This window comes from Pseudomonas putida, from assembly GCA_029953615.1.
GTDB lineage: Bacteria > Pseudomonadota > Gammaproteobacteria > Pseudomonadales > Pseudomonadaceae > Aquipseudomonas.
This window is the reverse complement of the sequence record CP124529.1, coordinates 2,286,295-2,303,180: the sequence shown is the minus strand read 5'-3', so window position 1 is coordinate 2,303,180 and position 16,886 is coordinate 2,286,295. Positions and strand designations below refer to the sequence as shown.

The window sequence follows — 16,886 nt, the reverse complement described above, 5'->3', positions numbered from 1 at the left end:
TGGTACGGCAAGGTAATAACCGTGAGACAACCTAGAGGACGACCAGAACCATAGCAAATCGATACTCGCCGCGCTGGCTATAAACGCTGTCTATGGTGTGCAGGGTTTTTGCGCAATTGCTCAAACGAACGTGCGCGAGTCACGCCGGCGGTCCTGGTTGAGGAGGGTCTCGATCTTGCGCAAGGCGTGGCTCAATTCGGCTTGATTGCTGGCGCCGCCCAGAGAGATTCTCAGGCAGTCCGGTGCAGGTGTCGCAACCGCGAACGAATGCCCGCTGGCTACCTGCACGCCTTGATCGCGCAGGGCATGAGTGAACAGCTCCTGATTCCAGTGCGAAGGCAACTGCAGCCACAGATGCAGCCCGGTCGGATGCGACTGGAACGGGTGCGACAGCAGTTTGCCGGCCAATTGTTGGCGGGCGCGAATTTCGCGTTTGATTTCCTGCATCAAGCTCGCAGCGGCTCCGCTGCTGATCCATTGCTCGACCAAGGCCAGCAGCAATGCCGAGCAACCCATGCTGGTCGCACGCAGGCTGAGTTGCAGGCTCTGGCCGTCATCGCCGTGCGGGGGGAGTACGAATGAGGTGCGCAGGCTTGGCCACAGGCACTTGGACAGGGACGCAAGGTAGTAGGTGTTGCGCCTTCCGGTGAGGGTGGCTATGGGCGGCGGCGCATCGTCGAGGAGATAGCGGTAAGGATCGTCCTCGATCAGCGTGATGCTGCAGCGCAGGATGATTTCGGCGATTTCTCGGCGCCGTGCCAGGGGCATGGTATGTGCCGTCGGGTTATGGAATGTCGGATTCAGGTACAGCAGACGTGCGCCGCTTTCCTCACAGGCTTGAGCCAGGGCGTCGGGTTGCATGCCCTGCGCGCAACTAGGCACAGGCCACAGCCGCAGTTTCAATTGTTCGGCAGCGAGGATCAGCCCCGGGTAGGTAAGCGCGTCGCACAAGACGACGTCTCCCGGGCGCGTCTGCGCACTGAGGATAGCGAAGATCGCCACTTGGGACCCCGAACAAACCACCAGCCCGCCACAGTCAATTTCGCCCAGAGCTGGGCGCAGCCAGCCTTGTGCTGCCTTTAACAAAGCGAGGGGTACCGGCTGCTGCTGGTAGGCCGAGAGCGCCTCGATGCTGTCGCGAGATAACAACTCGGCCATCGCGCTGCTGGCCTGCTGGGCCATCGAGCCATCGGCGGGCTGCGGAGGAATGTTCATCGCCAGGTCGACGCTCTGCGCCATATCAGTTTCGCTGGCGCCCATAACGAAAGAGCCCCGCCCACTGTAGGACGCGATCAGTCCACGGTTACGTGCCTCGGTGTAGGCGCGAGTGATAGTCGTGAGATCTACGCCAAGGTGAGCCGCGAGGATGCGTTGCGGCGGTAGCTGATCTCCTTGCTGGAGTGAACCAGACTGTATGGATTTTTCCAGCATTTCGAGAATTTGTATGTATTTAGCGCCTCCGCCCGGCACAAAAGGCCTGGTCCAAGCGATAACGGGTGGTGCAGATGACTCGTCACTTAGGGGCATAACGATTCCTACGGTTGTAAACCCATACGCTCAAGAATAAAATGTCATACAGATTATCATTATTCCATACAATGTAAAAGCGTATGGTTAATTCTCGGGCACTCGCTCAGCGCGGCAGGTTGCAACCATAAGCGCTTACGGGGTGCCAGTCATGGAGATGTTTCATGAGTGACTGCCATCTGATCTGTGCCAATCGCCTTGGCGATGGTGCCGTGGTCTGGCTGGATGAAGTGTATGGTTGGGTCGAATGCCTGGAGCAGGCTGCGGTTTTCAGCGCCGAGCAGTTGCCGGCTGCGCAGAGCGCTGCCGAGACAGCGGTTCGCGACAACCTGGTGGTTGGGCCACTGCAGTGCCCGGCGTCGCTGGTTGAAGGTGTCCCTGAACCACATAGCCTGCGCGAGCGGCTGCGGGCACGCGGTCCGTCCGTGCGTACCGACCTGGGTAAGCAGGCGCACGCCGAGCGCACTGTGGCCGAGTCACCCAGCCAGCGACCGGTAGTGCCCATGGCTGCCAGCAGAGCTGGGGTTTATCAATACGACCCTGATGAACGCGAGTTTCTCAAGGATCGCGCGCGCCAGTTTGGCCAGCAGGTAGAACGTCGACTCAGCGGTGAGCTCGATGAAGAGGCGTTCAAGGTCTATCGACTGATGAACGGCCTGTATCTGCAACTGCATGGCTATATGCTCCGCGTGGCTATTCCGTATGGCACCTTGAGTGCGGTGCAACTGCGTCAGCTGGCCTATGTCGCGGACACCTACGACAAGGGCTATGGTCACCTCACCACGCGGCAGAACATTCAGTTCAACTGGCCCAAGCTGGCAGATACCGCCGAAATCCTATCGGTGCTGGCCGATGCCGATCTGCACTGCATTCAGACCAGCGGCAACTGCATCCGTAACGTCACCACCGACCATTTCGCTGGCGCCGCCGCCGATGAACTGGTCGACCCGCGGGTGCATGCCGAGATCCTGCGGCAGTGGTCGACCGATCATCCCGAGTTCACCTACCTGCCGCGCAAATTCAAGATCGCCATGACCGGTAGCCCGCATGACCGTGCGGCTGTGCGCTTCCATGACATCGGTATTCTGGCGCGTCGAAACGAGCAGGGGCAGGTCGGCTTCCAGATTTACGCCGGCGGCGGACTGGGGCGTACGCCGATCGTCGGTACGCTCGTACGCGAGTGGCTGCCTGAGCGTGAACTACTGCGTTATGTCGAGGCCATTCTGCGTGTTTACAACGCGCTCGGACGACGTGACAACCTGTATAAGGCGCGCATCAAGATCCTGGTGCGAGAGCTCAAGCCTGGCCGTTTCATCGAGATGATCGAAGACGAGTTCGCGCGCCTGCCCAGCGACCGACAATATCTCGAGCCTGAGATCGTCAAGGCGATCACCGCACGCTTCGTGCAGCCGGCCTTCGAGACGCTACCGGGCCTGTGCGAGGACTTTATCGAGAGACGCGCGGAAGACCCGGCGTTCGCCGCCTGGGTGAGCAGCAACACCCACCCGCACAAACGTCGCGGATACATCAGTGCGGTGGTTTCGCTGAAGCCGCCAGGCGGTATTCCCGGCGATATCAGTACGCAGGAGATGCTCCAGCTGGCCGACCTTGCCGAAGGGTACTCGCTGAATGAAGTGCGTATTTCCCACGAGCAGAACCTGGTACTGCCTCACGTCCGTCAGCGCGACCTCTACACCGTATGGCAGGCGCTGTGCGCCATGGGCCTGGCCACCGCCAATGTCGGCTTGCTGTCTGACTCGATTGCCTGCCCGGGCATGGACTACTGCAGCCTGGCGACTGCCCGTTCGGTGCCGGTTGCCCAGCGCATCGCCGCGCGTTTCGATGGGCCTCGGCAGCGAGAGATCGGCGAGCTGAAGCTGAATGTGTCTGGCTGCATCAATGCCTGCGCCCACCACCATGTCGCGCATATCGGCATCCTCGGGCTGGATAAGTCAGGCCACGAAAACTACCAGATCACCCTGGGCGGCAGCGCCGAGGAAGATGCGGCAGTGGGGACCATTTTGGGCCGCTCCGTGCCCTACGAGCAGGTCCCTGAAGTGATCGAAGCGATCATCGACATCTATCTGAATCTGCGTGAGCCGCACGAGCGCTTCCTCGACACCTATCGGCGTGTCGGTATCGAGCCTTTCAAGGAGGTGCTGCGTGATACTCATTGATCGCCATGGCCTGCCGCAGAGCGACACCTGGCACTACCTGGATCGCGACGAAACGCTGTCCTATTCGCCAAGCACCGTGGTCCACCCGCAGCAATGGGATGCCTACCACATGCACTTTGGTACCCCGGCCCGAGGCCTGTGGCTGACGGGTGAGCAAACGCTCGACCAAGTGCAGGCAATACTCGGCCAGCTCACCCTGATCGTGGTGGAGTTCGCCAAGTCGCGGGATGGCCGCGGCTTCACACTAGCGCGCCTGCTGCGTGAACGCTACGGCTTTGACGGGGACCTGCGTGCCGCCGGGCCGTTGCTACCTGACCAGTTCGCCATGCTCCTGCAGTGTGGTTTCAGCAGCGTTCTCATACCGCCTGCAAGCCCTGTCGTGCGCTGGCAGCAAGCTGCTGGCGCCATTCACAACGCGCGCCCGCGGACACTGCTCGAGCGCCTTTCCCAACGTAATGAGGTATAGCCATGTCTGGCCTGACAGCGCTTGAACTGGCCCGCTTACAGAGTTCGGTTTCACCGTGACATTCCACATCGTCTTCCCGGCGATCACCATCGGCCTGGCCGCATTTCTGGCAATGCTGGAAGGCTTGTGGCTATGGAAGAAAGACAGCGCCTACCTCGACCTGTACCACTTCTGGTCGAAAATCTTTGCGGTCAACTTCGCCATGGGCGTGGTGTCCGGGCTGGTAATGGCTTATCAGTTTGGCACCAACTGGAGCTTCTATTCGCAATTCGCCGGCAGTATTACCGGGCCACTGCTTACCTACGAGGTGCTCACGGCATTCTTCCTCGAGGCAGGCTTCCTCGGTGTGATGCTGTTTGGCTGGCACAAGGTCGGGCGCGGGCTGCATTTCTTCGCCACGCTGATGGTTGCCGTCGGCACGATGATCTCTGCCACCTGGATCCTCGCATCCAACAGCTGGATGCAGACCCCCCAGGGGCATGAGGTGGTCAACGGTGTGGTAATCCCGGTGGACTGGTTCGCGATCATTTTCAACCCGTCCTTCCCCTACCGCCTGGCGCACATGGTCACTGCGGCCATGCTGTCCACGGCGTTGTTCGTCGGCGCTTCGGGCGCGTGGCACCTGCTCAAGGGCAACAACACGCCGGCAGTCAAGCGCATGTTCTCCATGGCGCTGTGGATGCTGCTGTTCACAGCCCCTCTGCAGGTACTGATCGGTGACATGCATGGCCTGAACACCCTCAAGTACCAGCCGGCGAAGATCGCTGCGGTGGAAGGCCATTGGGCCAATGTTCCGGGCGAGGGCGTGCCGTTGATCCTGTTCGGGCTGCCCGACATGGATGCGGAAACCACCCGGTTCAAGGTCGAGATTCCGCGCCTGGCGAGCTTGATCCTGACCCACTCGCTGGATGGGCAGATCGCTGGCCTGAAGGACTTCCCGCGCGAGGACCGCCCCAACGCCACCGTGCTGTTCTGGAGCTTCCGGGTGATGGTCGGGCTTGGCCTGCTGATGGTTCTGCTTGGCGGGTGGGGCGCCTGGATGCGCTGGCGTGGGCGGTTGTACCAGTCGCCGATGCTGGCACGCTTTGCCCTGTGCATGGGGCCGTCAGGGCTGATCGCATTGCTGGCAGGTTGGTACGTCACCGAGATCGGCCGTCAGCCGTGGGTCGTGTATGGGCTGATGCGCACCAAGGACGCGGTCTCCGAGCATTCGGCCATGACCCTCACTGTCGGCCTGGTGGTGCTGGTGGTGATGTACCTGGGCATCTTCGGCACTGGTATTACCTACATGTTGCGCCTGGTGCGAAAGGGGCCGCAGGCGGATGAACCGCACCCTGCGGACATCGCTGACAACCAGCGCCCGGCTCGCCCGCTGTCTGCGGTGGACGAGTCACTGTCCGGCGCATCCAACTCCACACATTGACTACGGGAGACGTTGTCATGGGTATAGATCTTCCGCTGATCTGGTTCCTGATCATCGGCTTCGGGGTGATGATGTATGTCATCACAGACGGCTTCGACCTGGGAATCGGCATTCTCTTTCCTTTCATCCGTGATCGCGAACACCGCGACACCATGGTCAACACCGTGGCGCCGGTATGGGATGGCAACGAAACCTGGCTGGTGCTGGGGGGCGCCGGGCTGATGGCGGCCTTTCCGAAGGTCTATGCGATTCTGCTGAGCGCGCTGTACCTGCCAGCGCTGGGCTTGCTGGCCGGGCTGATCTGGCGAGGCGTATCGTTCGAGTTTCGTTTCAAGGCAGACGAGGCGCACAAGCCGTTCTGGGACCGAGCATTCATGTCTGGCTCATTCGCCGCAGCGTTCTTCCAGGGAGTGATCCTGGGGGCGTTCATCGAAGGCCATCAGATCGTCGACGGCGTAGCCACCAACGACGTCTTGAGCTGGCTGACGCTGTTCAACGTATTCTGTGGCCTGGGTGTGGTGGTGGCCTACGCGCTGCTCGGCGCGACATGGCTGGTGTACAAGACTGAGGGGCCGCTGCAGGCGAGCATCATTCGCGCTGCAACGCCGATCACCCTGGCGACAGTGGTGACCATGCTGGTAGTGAGCATCTGGACGCCGATGACCCATCCGGCGATCTTCGAGCGCTGGTTCAGCCTGCCAAACTTCTGGTTCTTCCTGCCGGTGCCGCTGCTGGTCATGCTGGCTACCTGGGCGATCCTGCGGTCGCTGCGCGGTGTGCCTCATGCTGGCCCGTTCATCTGGTCGCTGGTGCTGGTCTTTCTCGGCTACACGGGGCTGCTGATCAGCATCTGGCCCTATGTGCTGCCACCGAGCCTGACTATCTGGGAGGCGGCCGGCCCGCCGCAGAGCCTGGGCTTCGCCTTGGTCGGCGCGCTGTTCATCATTCCGTTCATTCTGGGTTATTCAGCCTGGTCGTATTACGTTTTCCGCGGCAAGGTCAAAGTCGGCGAGGGATATCACTGATGAGCAAAGCAGTCTCTTCCAATCACTTTGGCCGAAAGCTGCTGTGGATGGCCGGTATCTGGGCCGCCAGCGTGGTCGCCCTGGGCGCCGTGGCCATGGCGGTGAGGGTGGCGATGTCGTTGGCCGGCATGCATCACTGAGCCGCCCCCGCGTCGCTACCCAGTGCCATCTGTACCTGGCGGACAAACCAAGTCAGTGCGGTGGACTGGGCGCTGCGCGAATGCCAGTACAGGGTCACGTCGAAGGCCGGGACATCGAAGGGCAGCTCGAGCGTCTTGAGCTTCCTCGGCAATGGCATCTCGCAAAAGCTTTGGGCGATCTGGTGGGGCAGGATACCCAGCAGATCGGTGCCTGGAATCAGTCTGGGCAGGACCGAAAAATGCGGCAGACGCAGCTTGATCCAGCGCTCGACGCCGAGTAGCTGCAGCGCATCTTCAGCCATGCCATGGCCAGAGGTACGCGTCACCAGCACGTGCGGCTCAGCGAGAAACTGCTGCATGTTGATGGCTTCACCGATACGTGGATGGGCCGCATCGAGCAGCAATACATAGCGCTCTTTCATCAGTACCCGCGAGACCATCCCGGTTTCGTTGAGCTTCCTGCTGCAGATGGCTGCGTCGATGTGGCCATCGTTCAGCCACGTGCCGACCTGGTCGATTTCCAGCGGGACCACTTCCAGCTCGATGTTCGGTGCCAGGGTGCCGAGGTGTTCCATCAACCGAGGCAACAAGGCCATTTCGCCCAGGTCCGACAGCGCCAGACGGAACTGCCGCCGCGAATGGCCGGGTTCGAACTTGCGCGCTTCGCCTACCGCCGAGTCGATGCAGCGCGAGGCTTCCTTGAAACCTCCATAAAGTTGTGTGGCCAGCCGTGTCGGTTGCATGCCTTGGCGATTACGCACGAACAACGCGTCATCGAATTGCTCCCTGAGTTTTGCCAGGGCATAGCTGACGGATGGCTGAGTAACGAACAAACGTTGCGCAGTGGCCGTCACGCTTTGGGTCTCATAGAGGGTGATGAAGGTGGTGATGAGATTCAGATCGAAGCTGGCCATGACCGCACGCCTGTTGTTTTTGTATATCGAGATACGCTTCTGCACCGCTGGCAGCGTGGCTAGAGCCCGGCAACGGATTCAAGCGCTATAAAATAGATCAGATTTATACAGCATCTGTAAAACATTTATTTGATCGATTTGAAGTGGCTTCATAGAGTGGAGCTCTCACGACACACGCGGATTTCTGCCCATGCAAACCATCCACTCCGCGGCTTATACGCTGCTGCGACGCCACGGCATGACCACCATCTTCGGTAACCCGGGCTCCAATGAACTGCCGTTTCTGAAGTCGTTCCCGGAAGATTTTCAGTACGTGCTCGGGCTGCATGAAGGTGCGGTGGTCGGCATGGCCGACGGCTACGCATTGGCTAGCGGCAAACCGGCCTTTGTCAATTTGCACGCGGCAGCGGGCACCGGCAACGGCATGGGTGCACTGACCAACTCCTGGTACTCGCACAGCCCGCTGGTGATCACTGCGGGTCAGCAAGTGCGGCCGATGATCGGTGTCGAGGCCATGCTGGCGAATGTGGATGCAGTGCAATCTGCCTAAGCCGTTGGTGAAGTGGAGCTACGAACCTGCCAATGCGCAGGATGTGCCGCGTGCGCTCAGCCAGGCCATTCACTATGCCAACACCACGCCGAAAGCACCGGTTTACCTGTCGATCCCTTACGACGACTGGGACGCGCAATGCGCCCCCGGCGTCGAGCATCTGTTCGAGCGCCATGTACAGGTCGCTGGCACGCCCGACGCGGCCCAGTTGCAGGCGTTGATCGAGCAACTGGATGACGCACGTAATCCGGTACTGGTGCTAGGCCCTGAGGTGGACGCCACCCTTAGCAACGCTTCCGCCGTGGCCCTGGCCGACAAACTGCACTTGCCGGTGTGGATTGCGCCGTCGGCCTCGCGCTGCCCGTTCCCCACTCGTCACCCAAGCTTCCGTGGCGTGCTTCCGGCAGCCATAGCCGGGATCAGCAAGATTCTTCAAGGGCACGACTTGATCGTGGTGGTTGGGGCGCCGGTGTTCCGTTATCACCAGTTCGCGCCAGGCGACTACCTGCCGGCGGGCGCACGCCTGCTGCACATCACGTCCGATCCGCAGGAAGCGGCGCGCGCGCCCATGGGCGACGCATTGATCGGTGACATCGCAGTCGCCCTGCAAGCGCTGGCCGAGGGCGTCAGGCCGAATTCGCGAGCTTATCCCGAGCCACTGCCGGTGCCACAGGCGATTGCAGACGAACCTCGTCATCTGCGTCCAGAGACCTTGTTCGATGTGCTCAATGCAGTGGCACCGGAAGACGCTATCTACGTCAAGGAATCGACTTCCACCACCAGCGCCTTCTGGCAGCGGATGAACCTGCGCCATCCGGGCAGCTATTACTTCCCGGCTGCAGGCGGCCTCGGCTTCGGCTTGCCTGCTGCAGTCGGCGTTCAGCTGGCCCAGCCGCAGCGGCGCGTAGTCGCACTGATCGGGGATGGCTCTGCCAACTACGGCATCACCGCCTTGTGGACTGCTGCCCAGTACCGCGTGCCGGTGGTGTTCAATCATCCTCAAGAACGGCACCTACGGCGCATTGCGCTGGTTCGCCGGAGTGCTCAAGGCCGAAGACGCCCCTGGTCTGGATGTCCCGGGCCTGGACTTCTGCGCCATTGCCAAGGGCTACGGTGTCAACGCCGTGCACACCGACACTCGTGCCAGCTTCGAGGCGGCATTGCGCGCCGCGCTGGACGCCAACGAGCCTACCGTCATCGAAGTGCCGACGATCACCATCGAACCTCACTGACGTGCTGCGGGGCCATCATGGCCCTTCAACCTACTGACATAAAAACAAGAAGACATGACGATGACTCATAAACCTGCGCTGCACATTGCGGGGGACGCGCCCCTCGGCAAGCTCCATTACACGCTGCTGTTCTGGTGCTCGTTCATCATGCTGTTCGATGGCTATGACCTGGTCATCTATGGCTCGGTGGTACCGCGGCTGATGGAAGAGTGGGCGTTGACCCCCGTAGTGGCCGGCTGGATGGGCAGTGCGGCGTTGTTCGGAATGATGTTCGGTGCGGTGGTGGTCGGGCCGCAGGCTGATCGACTCGGGCGCCGCAAGGTGATCATCGGCTCCATTGCCCTTGCCAGTCTCTGCGCCCTGGGGACTGCCTTTACCTGGGATGCACCTAGCTTTGCCTTGTTGCGGTTCATCACTGGCGTCGGTCTGGGCGGCGCAATTCCCAACATCGTGGCATTGATGAACGACTTGGCGCCGACCTCGCGACGCAGCTCGCTCACCACCATCATGCTTAGCTTCTACTCGATTGGCGCGATGGTTTCGGCGCTGGTGGCGATGCTGATCATCCCGCGTTTTGGCTGGGAGGCGACCTTCATCATCGGGGGCGTACCGTTGCTGCTTCTGCCTTGGCTGGCGCGCCAACTGCCCGAGTCACTGCACTATCTGTTGGAGAAAGACCATGCCGCGGCGAGTGCCCTGCTCAAGCGAATCGATCCGCAGGTAGATACCAGTACCGTCAGTTTTGCCGCACCGCTGCGCACCTCATCTGCAGCACCGCTCTCGCGGCTGTTCGCCGAGGGCCGTGGGGTTGGCACGGTGTTCCTGTGGCTGGGCTTTGGCATGTGCATGCTGATGGTCTACGGACTCAATACTTGGCTGCCGAAGATCATGGTCGCCGGTGGCTTCGAGCTGGGTTCGAGTCTGATGTTCCTCGTTACTCTCAACATCGGCGCTACGGCTGGCGCGCTGGGCGGCGGCTGGCTGGCTGACCGCTGGGGCTGCAAGCCGACATTGATACTGTTCTTCCTGCTTGCCGTGGTGTCCTTGTGCACTCTGGGTCTCAAGCCAGGCCCGGTGCTACTCAACATCATGCTGCTGGTCGCGGGGGCTACAACCATAGGTACACTTGCGGTCATTCATGCCTTCGCAGCCCAGCAGTATCCGAGCGAGATCCGCTCCACGGGCGTCAGCTGGTGCTCGGCAATCGGCCGCTTCGGTGGCGTCGCCGGCCCAACGCTGGGCGGGCTGATGCTGAGTATGAACCTGCCGCTTCAGCTCAACTTCATCCTCTGTGCGGTACCAGGCGTGATAGCCATCTTCGCCATCGCGATGATCCGCCAGCGCCGCATCGCAGTACCAGCCGCCACCATGCCGGCGGTGGACGCGCGGCCTTGAGCTGAGCGCGGCGCCTAGTACATCCAGGGCGAGTTCGCGCCCACCTTGCCATGTCAGGAATTCCCGCCGTTCAGCCATGAGCGGCGGGTGGATCGTGCCGTTCACAAAATAATAAAAAGGTATCGGGTATGCGTTCGTCTCTAATGTGCAGCCGCCGTGTGTGGCTGATAGGTTGTGCCTGCTTTGCCCAATCGTTTGCAGCCAACGCAGACTTTGTCGAAGACAGTACCGTGGCGCTCGGGCTGCGTAATGCTTATATCGACAGGGATTTCAAGCAGCATGATGCCGCCAAGTCACGTGTCGGCAGCTGGACGCAGGGCTTCGACCTGCGCTTTGCTTCCGGATATACCGAAGGCCCTCTGCAGTTCGGTGTAGAGACCAGTACACAGTGGGCCTATCGCCTTGATGGCGGCGGAGGCCGCGGTCCAGACAGTGTGATCCCGTACGATGCCAGCAAGGGTGAACAGGTGCGCGACTATGGGCGCACTGGAGTTACTGGCAAGGTCAAATACTCGCAGACCGAGCTGCGCGTCGGCGAGTTGCGTCCACGTTTGCCAGTAGCCTACATCGACGATTCGCGGCAACTGGTGACTACGTACCAGGGTGTCATGGTCGAGTCCAAAGAGTGGTCCAACCTTGCGCTAACCGCGGGGCGGATCAACGAGATCGCGACTCGCGAGTCCTCGAACCGGGAAAAGATCTACCTCATGAATGGGGCTAACATCCGGCGCCCAAGCGACGGTCTGAACTTTGCCGGCGCTACTTATCAGTTCACCCCTAACCTGTCCGCAACCTACTTTTACGGTCAGCTTGAGGACATCTACCAGCAGAATTATCTAGGCCTCTCCAACCGCTGGGCGCTCTCGGGCGGACTACACCCTGCTGACCGAGCTGCGTTACTACCAGAATCGCGAGGACGGCCAGGCGCTGTACGGTGAGATCGATAACAAGAGCTACGGAGCCATGACCACCCTCAAGACCGGTGGGCATGGCTTGGGTGTTGGCTATCAGCGCATGCTGGGCGACAGCGCCTTCCCGTTGTTCAACGGCTATGCACCGCAACCTTACCTGGTCAACTGGTCGACTGTTGGCTTCTTCAAGGCCAACGAGACGTCCTGGCAGCTGCGCTACGATTACGATTTCGTAGCGCTTGGAGTACCTGGCCTCAGGTTCATGACACGCTACCTGCGTGGCAGTGGCATTGATCGTGGCAATAACGACCTGGACAAGAATGCTGAAAGCGAGCGCAACTTCGTCTTCAGCTATGTGGTGCAAAGCGGTGCACTCAGGGGGTTGGGCTTTGAATGGCGCAACATTGACGTGAAGACGCGCTACGGCAGCGGCAGGGCGTCGGGTGCCGATTACGCCGAAAATCGTCTTATCACGACCTACACCTGGAACTTCTGACTGGGCCGACGGTGGGCAACGGTATCGGTTTACCAAAGCACACATCTCGGGATTTCGGTATCAGCGCATGCACCGAGAATGTGCGGCCTATCACCCATGCGAACCGGGCTGCAGGGACATGCGTTGAGTACAGCCAGCTGCAAGACCCCGCTGTTTAACTGAGCGTCGCATAATTGTTGCCTGAGGCAACCGTGCGCTTCGGGCTGCGCTACCAACCGTTTTCAGCGGAACATTATTTGCAGGTTTACGTTATGCCATCTTCCAGGTAACCGCGATGACGACTTCCATCTCAACTGCCTGCGTTCCGGCGTCAGAGCTCGGCGGTTTCTGGGACGATATCAGCAGCCGATTCTTCGCCAAACTTGATTGTCAGCTGGGCGGACTCTCCAGTAACGATGCGCCTGTTGGTTTTGAGGCGCATCTCAAGCACAGTCGTCTAGGCTGCCTCGATCTGATCGATCTTCAGGCAAGTGCGCACAGCGTCGAGCGTCGGGTCAGCGGTGGCGGCGACCCGCATTATTTCATCCTGAGCCTGATTACCCATGGCATGTGCGAGCTCACCCAGGATGACCGGCGCTGCACTGTAGGTGCTGGCGAGATCGTCCTTTATGATACCCGCCGGCCGTACAAGGTCGTGCTGCCTCGCGCTTTTCGCATGTGCTCGCTGCGCATACCTCAAGAGACCATGCACCTCTACAACCCGGCTGCAGAGCGTGCAGTGTCGAAGCCGCTGACAACGGCCAATGCGATTGGCCGGATCATTGGCGGCCTCATGCTGACGCTGTTCGAAGAACAGAAGCATGCCACCGAAGTGGGTGAAGACGCCTTTGCCAGACCGCTGCTGGAGATGCTCTCGCTGGGTGTGCAGTCGTTGGCCAAGGATGAGGCCGACTCGGCTTGCACCCGTCTCGTCCAGTTTCACCTTGAGCGCATCAAGAGCCTGATCGATGCTCATCTGACCGAGCCACTGCTGAGTGTCGAGTGGATCGCCGAACAGCTGAAGATGTCCGTCAGCTCTGTGCACCGGGTATTTTCCGGGCAACCGGTCTCGGCGAGCGAGTACATCTGGGGCAAGCGTCTGGAGTTGTGTCGGATGGCGCTGGCCAACCCTTGCCTGCGTGACCGCAGCATCAGCGACATCGCCTATAGCTGGGGCTTCTCCAGCAATGCGCATTTCAGTCGGGTGTTCAAACGTCACCTGGGTATGTCTCCCCGCGAATATCGCGCGGTCTCGCTGCCCACGAAGTAAACATCCTGCAGGCCCCGCGCTGTGGCCAATGCCAAGCGAGCGGGGCCAGGCCATCACTACAGGGTGGCGGCACGCTCAGGGGATGCTGCGCTGGCTAAGGCGCGTGGCGCCGTTTCGATGAAGGCGAACGAGACGATAGCGATGGTGGCGAAGGCCACGCCGACAATCATCATCGGATACTGCAGGCCAAATGCATCAGCTAGCCCTCCCGCGACGATAGGCATGAGAACGCCACCGAGCATCTCGCCGATGCAGGTCGGAATGCCCACGGCGCTACCGGTCATGCGCGCGGGTACGGTTTCTGCGGGGATGATCGCCAGAAATATCGGCGCAATGCCGAAGCCGAATACACCTGCAATGAACAACAGCGCGAACATACCGGCCGGGGGCAGTGGGTACAGCGCAAATACCAGCATCAGCGCGCTGTAGGCCGCCGCGCAGACAATCATGATCGGGCGCCGGCCAACACGGTCAGACAGCGCCGGCATAATAATCATGCCGAAGAAACCGCCGAAGCCCCAGCCGGAAACGATCAGGCCAACCGTACTCAGTTCCAGGCCTACGACCTGGGTCAGGTACAGCGCAACGAAGGTCGAGAAAACGAACAGGCCCGTCTGGAAGCAGCAACTGACCATGGTGGCGACCCAGATGTTACGGTAACGCAGCGCCGCGAAGGCGCCATCGCTTGAGGCGCCGTGGGCACTTGGCGCCTCCCGTGCGGGCTCACGCATGAACCTGGCCAAACACCAGGCTAGCAGCACGCCGGGCACGCCCACCACGATAAAGACCATCTCCCAGGGCATGTAGTTATTGAGCTGAGTGGCGATGATCGGCCCCAGCCCGATCCCCAGCAGCGGGAAGAAGGCCTGGTGGATCCCCAGGTTGAGGCCTTTTTTATCGGGCGAGGAGGCGCTGGCAATGGCTGCGACGCTGGTGCTGAATACGCCACCTTCGCCTATGCCCAGCAGCCCTCGGATCACCAGCATGCTGGTGAAACTCTTGGCGATAGCTGTCATCCAGGTCATCAGCGAGAAAAACAGCGTCGAATAGATCAGCACCCGCTTGCGCCCGTACTTGTCGGACATGCTGCCCAGTACCCAGGTCGAGATCGCCCAGGTTAACGCCAGCACGGAAGCTATGGCGCCGGCCTGCATATTGTTGAGGCCAAGCTCAGGGATGATCACTGGGAACAGATAGAGAACGACAAACCGGTCAAGGCCGACGATCCCGAACAGGACAGCCAGCAGGAGTACCAGCTTCCACTCGTAAGAGAGTTTTTTCATGGTTAGTGCTCAGAAAGGAGTGGGCGTCAGAAGGCGTGTGCGATGCGGACGTTCACCCGGAATTTCTCCTGAGCGCCGTTGACGACATCAAGGTCCTGGCCGAATTGGGTCTGTACCTGCAGGGTCGGTTGCAGGAAATGCTGCCACGTCAGCAGATAGCGCTGGGTGCCGGTCGTGTCGTTCTGGGCCACGCCACCGACATGGGTTTCGCCACCTGTGGTGTGAAACCAGCTGACAGCGAACTGATTCGTCTGGTTGAAGACATAGCGCAGGTGCGTTTGCACTTCGAACACATCGTCCTGGCGTAGCGTCTGGCCGAAGAAGTCATCGTTATCGCCGAAGGTGTCGTGTTCCAGCGTTATCTCTGCATACAGCGTGTTAGGCAACAGCGCCTGCACATAGGCCAGGTGCAGCATGCCTTTCCAGCGGTTCTCACCGAGGTTGACCGGAGCGTCTTGGTCATAGCTGCCCAGTGGCATGCCGACATAGCCGGCGATGGCGAGATAGCGCTCTTGCTTGGGGTCGTTTACCAGCCACAGTGCACTTCCGACCATAGGGTCTGCGGCGCCGCTGACGCTATAGTCCTTGCTGCCGCTCAGGTCGAGATGGCCGAAGGGCAGGATGACTTGTGGCGTGACGGTGAAACCGCCCAAGGTGGTCCAGTGCACGAAGCGAGCGATGCCGATGTCGCTGTCCAGGCCAAAGTCCTTGGTCACGGTGCGGCCATCGAGCTTGATACGGTTGCGTTCGGTGTGCTGGTAATACAGCAGACCCAACTCGGTGCCCGGTGGCAAGGCGACATAGTCGCCGGGATCGGTTGATAGCACGGCGGCGTCGACGACGTTGCTGTTGGCCAGAGCCAACGCTGTGAGGGCTGCACACAAGGTTGTGAAGACGGTCTTGTCTTTGCGGGCTTGCATGATGTGATTGCTCCAGAAATTTATTATTGGCAGTGAGCAAAGGGGGCGCTGGCGGGTCGATTCTTATGTGGGGTGCCGCCTCAGACGTCTGGCTGAACCTCATCAGAGTTGTTGGTGGGCGTGACTGCGGCGGGTTGTGCGAAGGTGCCGAGGTGCATTGGCCGGCGAGGGGTGTTGTCGAGCAGCAGGCGGGTGACATCCGGCCGTGAGTAGTGGCCTACCGGGTCGGCGGCGAGCTTGGCCAGGCTCAGAACAGCCAGATCGACGTCCGCAAGTAACAGCCCCTCGCGGTGTTCATCCAGTGGCTCGGCCAGGGGCGCGCCATCGGGCCCGAAGATCCGCGCATGGCCACCGCCAGATGGCAGCAGGCGCTGGGCCTCTTCGTTGTGGCAGAGCAGCTCGATCATCCTGTCGCTCACTACCGAGCTGGGCGCCACGACGAAACACTGGCCTTCTACGGCGTAGGTCTGGGTCACGGCCGTGTTGACCTGCGGACCGAGGGCGTAGGCCGACCCCGCTGTACAGCGAGAAGCTCGGCCAGGCTGCGATATGCACCTGCTCGTGCTGGGCGAACAACGCATATTTGCTCAGCGGCTGCACATGTTCCCAGCAGCACAGCGAACCGACTTTTCCCAGTGGCGTATCGATCACGCTCAGGTCACTGCCATCGCCTTCGCCGAAAAGGCTGCGCTCAACCAGCGTTGGTTTCAGCTTGCGCCGGGTGCTGAGGGTCTTGCCCTGGTCGTCGATCAGCGCTTGGGCCATGTACAGGCTGCCGTTGGATTTTTCGCTGAAGCCGATGGACAAGTAGATATGCAGGCGTCTGGCTGCTTCACACAGGCGCTGGTACTGCGGGCTGTCAATTGTCAGCGAGTTGTCGTGATAGCGCTGGATGGGGGGGGGGGGGGGGGGGGGGGGGGGGGGGGGGGGGGGGGGGGGGGAATTGCATGGCCCAGGCCGGCGAACCCAGCCAGAGAAAGAACGGATAGCCGGGGAAGAAGTTCTCGGGAAAGGCAACGAGGCTGGCGCCGGCGCTGGCGGCCTGTTGCATCAGGCCGATGGCCTTCTCGATGGTAGCTTCCAGATCAAGAAATTCAGGTGCGGCCTGAACGGCGGCAACGCGGTACTGGGGGTGATTGATGGGCATCGCAGGCTCCTTGGGGCATGTGCAGCCTCAT

The 16,886-nt window shown here is 60.8% G+C and carries 10 protein-coding genes and 4 pseudogenes; 9 read left to right on the top strand and 5 right to left on the bottom strand.

Going from position 1 to position 16,886, the window contains the following annotated elements; all coding sequences use genetic code 11:
* Positions 1 to 120 precede the first annotated feature (120 nt).
* Entirely contained in the window at positions 121 to 1,527 is a 1,407-nt protein-coding gene (locus QIY50_10535; protein WGV22557.1) for a PLP-dependent aminotransferase family protein, read from the bottom strand.
* Positions 1,528 to 1,691: 164 nt separating this feature from the next.
* Here QIY50_10535 and QIY50_10530 point away from each other — a divergent pair, with 164 nt between their 5' ends.
* The 5 genes and pseudogenes from QIY50_10530 to QIY50_10510 all read left to right on the top strand — a co-directional run bounded on the left by QIY50_10530 (position 1,692) and on the right by QIY50_10510 (position 6,758).
* On the top strand, positions 1,692 to 3,704 hold the full coding sequence (locus QIY50_10530; GenBank protein WGV22556.1) for a DUF2849 domain-containing protein: 2,013 nt from the start codon (positions 1,692 to 1,694) through the stop codon (positions 3,702 to 3,704).
* Positions 3,691 to 4,170, top strand: a complete 480-nt coding sequence (locus QIY50_10525; GenBank protein ID WGV22555.1) for a DUF934 domain-containing protein — start codon at positions 3,691 to 3,693, stop codon at positions 4,168 to 4,170. The genes QIY50_10530 and QIY50_10525 overlap by 14 nt, the downstream gene beginning before the upstream one ends.
* Before the next feature lie 2 nt (positions 4,171 to 4,172).
* Positions 4,173 to 5,593, top strand: a pseudogene (locus QIY50_10520) (cytochrome ubiquinol oxidase subunit I).
* Positions 5,594 to 5,610: 17 nt separating this feature from the next.
* Positions 5,611 to 6,618, top strand: coding sequence for a cytochrome d ubiquinol oxidase subunit II (cydB, locus tag QIY50_10515; GenBank protein WGV22554.1), 1,008 nt, complete (start codon positions 5,611 to 5,613; stop codon positions 6,616 to 6,618).
* On the top strand, positions 6,618 to 6,758 hold the full coding sequence (locus tag QIY50_10510) for a DUF2474 domain-containing protein (GenBank protein WGV22553.1): 141 nt from the start codon (positions 6,618 to 6,620) through the stop codon (positions 6,756 to 6,758). Before cydB ends, QIY50_10510 begins: the two co-directional genes overlap by 1 nt.
* Here QIY50_10510 and QIY50_10505 read toward each other — a convergent pair.
* The gene (locus QIY50_10505) at positions 6,752 to 7,672 is read right to left on the bottom strand and encodes a LysR family transcriptional regulator (GenBank protein ID WGV22552.1); all 921 of its coding nucleotides are present in this window, start codon (positions 7,670 to 7,672) and stop codon (positions 6,752 to 6,754) included. The genes QIY50_10510 and QIY50_10505 overlap by 7 nt on opposite strands.
* Positions 7,673 to 7,862: 190 nt before the next feature.
* Between QIY50_10505 and mdlC the strand changes: the two are divergent.
* From mdlC to QIY50_10485, 4 genes and pseudogenes are all read left to right on the top strand, one after another.
* Positions 7,863 to 9,454, top strand: a pseudogene (mdlC, locus tag QIY50_10500) (benzoylformate decarboxylase).
* A 60-nt stretch (positions 9,455 to 9,514) separates the two neighbouring features.
* The gene (locus tag QIY50_10495; GenBank protein ID WGV22551.1) at positions 9,515 to 10,849 is read left to right on the top strand and encodes an aromatic acid/H+ symport family MFS transporter; all 1,335 of its coding nucleotides are present in this window, start codon (positions 9,515 to 9,517) and stop codon (positions 10,847 to 10,849) included.
* 143 nt (positions 10,850 to 10,992) lie between these two features.
* Positions 10,993 to 12,256: pseudogene (locus QIY50_10490) on the top strand (OprD family porin).
* 274 nt (positions 12,257 to 12,530) lie between these two features.
* Positions 12,531 to 13,505, top strand: coding sequence for a helix-turn-helix domain-containing protein (locus tag QIY50_10485; protein WGV22550.1), 975 nt, complete (start codon positions 12,531 to 12,533; stop codon positions 13,503 to 13,505).
* Between the two features lie 56 nt (positions 13,506 to 13,561).
* Here the strand turns inward: QIY50_10485 and QIY50_10480 are convergent, their stop codons facing one another.
* From QIY50_10480 to QIY50_10470, 3 genes and pseudogenes are all read right to left on the bottom strand, one after another.
* Positions 13,562 to 14,788, bottom strand: coding sequence for an MFS transporter (locus QIY50_10480; protein ID WGV22549.1), 1,227 nt, complete (start codon positions 14,786 to 14,788; stop codon positions 13,562 to 13,564).
* Positions 14,789 to 14,814: 26 nt separating this feature from the next.
* Entirely contained in the window at positions 14,815 to 15,708 is an 894-nt protein-coding gene (locus tag QIY50_10475; GenBank protein ID WGV22548.1) for a transporter, read from the bottom strand.
* An 80-nt stretch (positions 15,709 to 15,788) separates the two neighbouring features.
* A pseudogene (locus QIY50_10470) lies at positions 15,789 to 16,855 on the bottom strand (carbon-nitrogen hydrolase family protein).
* Between the last annotated feature and the right edge of the window lie 31 nt (positions 16,856 to 16,886).

What these genes read in the sequence shown, in the direction of transcription:
- QIY50_10485 (WGV22550.1), top strand. Translation starts at nt 12,531, where the DNA reads ATGACGACTTCCATCTCAACTGCCTGCGTTCCGGCGTCAGAGCTCGGC.
- QIY50_10505 (WGV22552.1), bottom strand. Translation starts at nt 7,672, where the DNA reads ATGGCCAGCTTCGATCTGAATCTCATCACCACCTTCATCACCCTCTAT.
- QIY50_10475 (WGV22548.1), bottom strand. Translation starts at nt 15,708, where the DNA reads ATGCAAGCCCGCAAAGACAAGACCGTCTTCACAACCTTGTGTGCAGCC.
- QIY50_10535 (WGV22557.1), bottom strand. Translation starts at nt 1,527, where the DNA reads ATGCCCCTAAGTGACGAGTCATCTGCACCACCCGTTATCGCTTGGACC.
- QIY50_10480 (WGV22549.1), bottom strand. Translation starts at nt 14,788, where the DNA reads ATGAAAAAACTCTCTTACGAGTGGAAGCTGGTACTCCTGCTGGCTGTC.
- QIY50_10530 (WGV22556.1), top strand. Translation starts at nt 1,692, where the DNA reads ATGAGTGACTGCCATCTGATCTGTGCCAATCGCCTTGGCGATGGTGCC.
- cydB (WGV22554.1), top strand. Translation starts at nt 5,611, where the DNA reads ATGGGTATAGATCTTCCGCTGATCTGGTTCCTGATCATCGGCTTCGGG.
- QIY50_10495 (WGV22551.1), top strand. Translation starts at nt 9,515, where the DNA reads ATGACTCATAAACCTGCGCTGCACATTGCGGGGGACGCGCCCCTCGGC.
- QIY50_10510 (WGV22553.1), top strand. Translation starts at nt 6,618, where the DNA reads ATGAGCAAAGCAGTCTCTTCCAATCACTTTGGCCGAAAGCTGCTGTGG.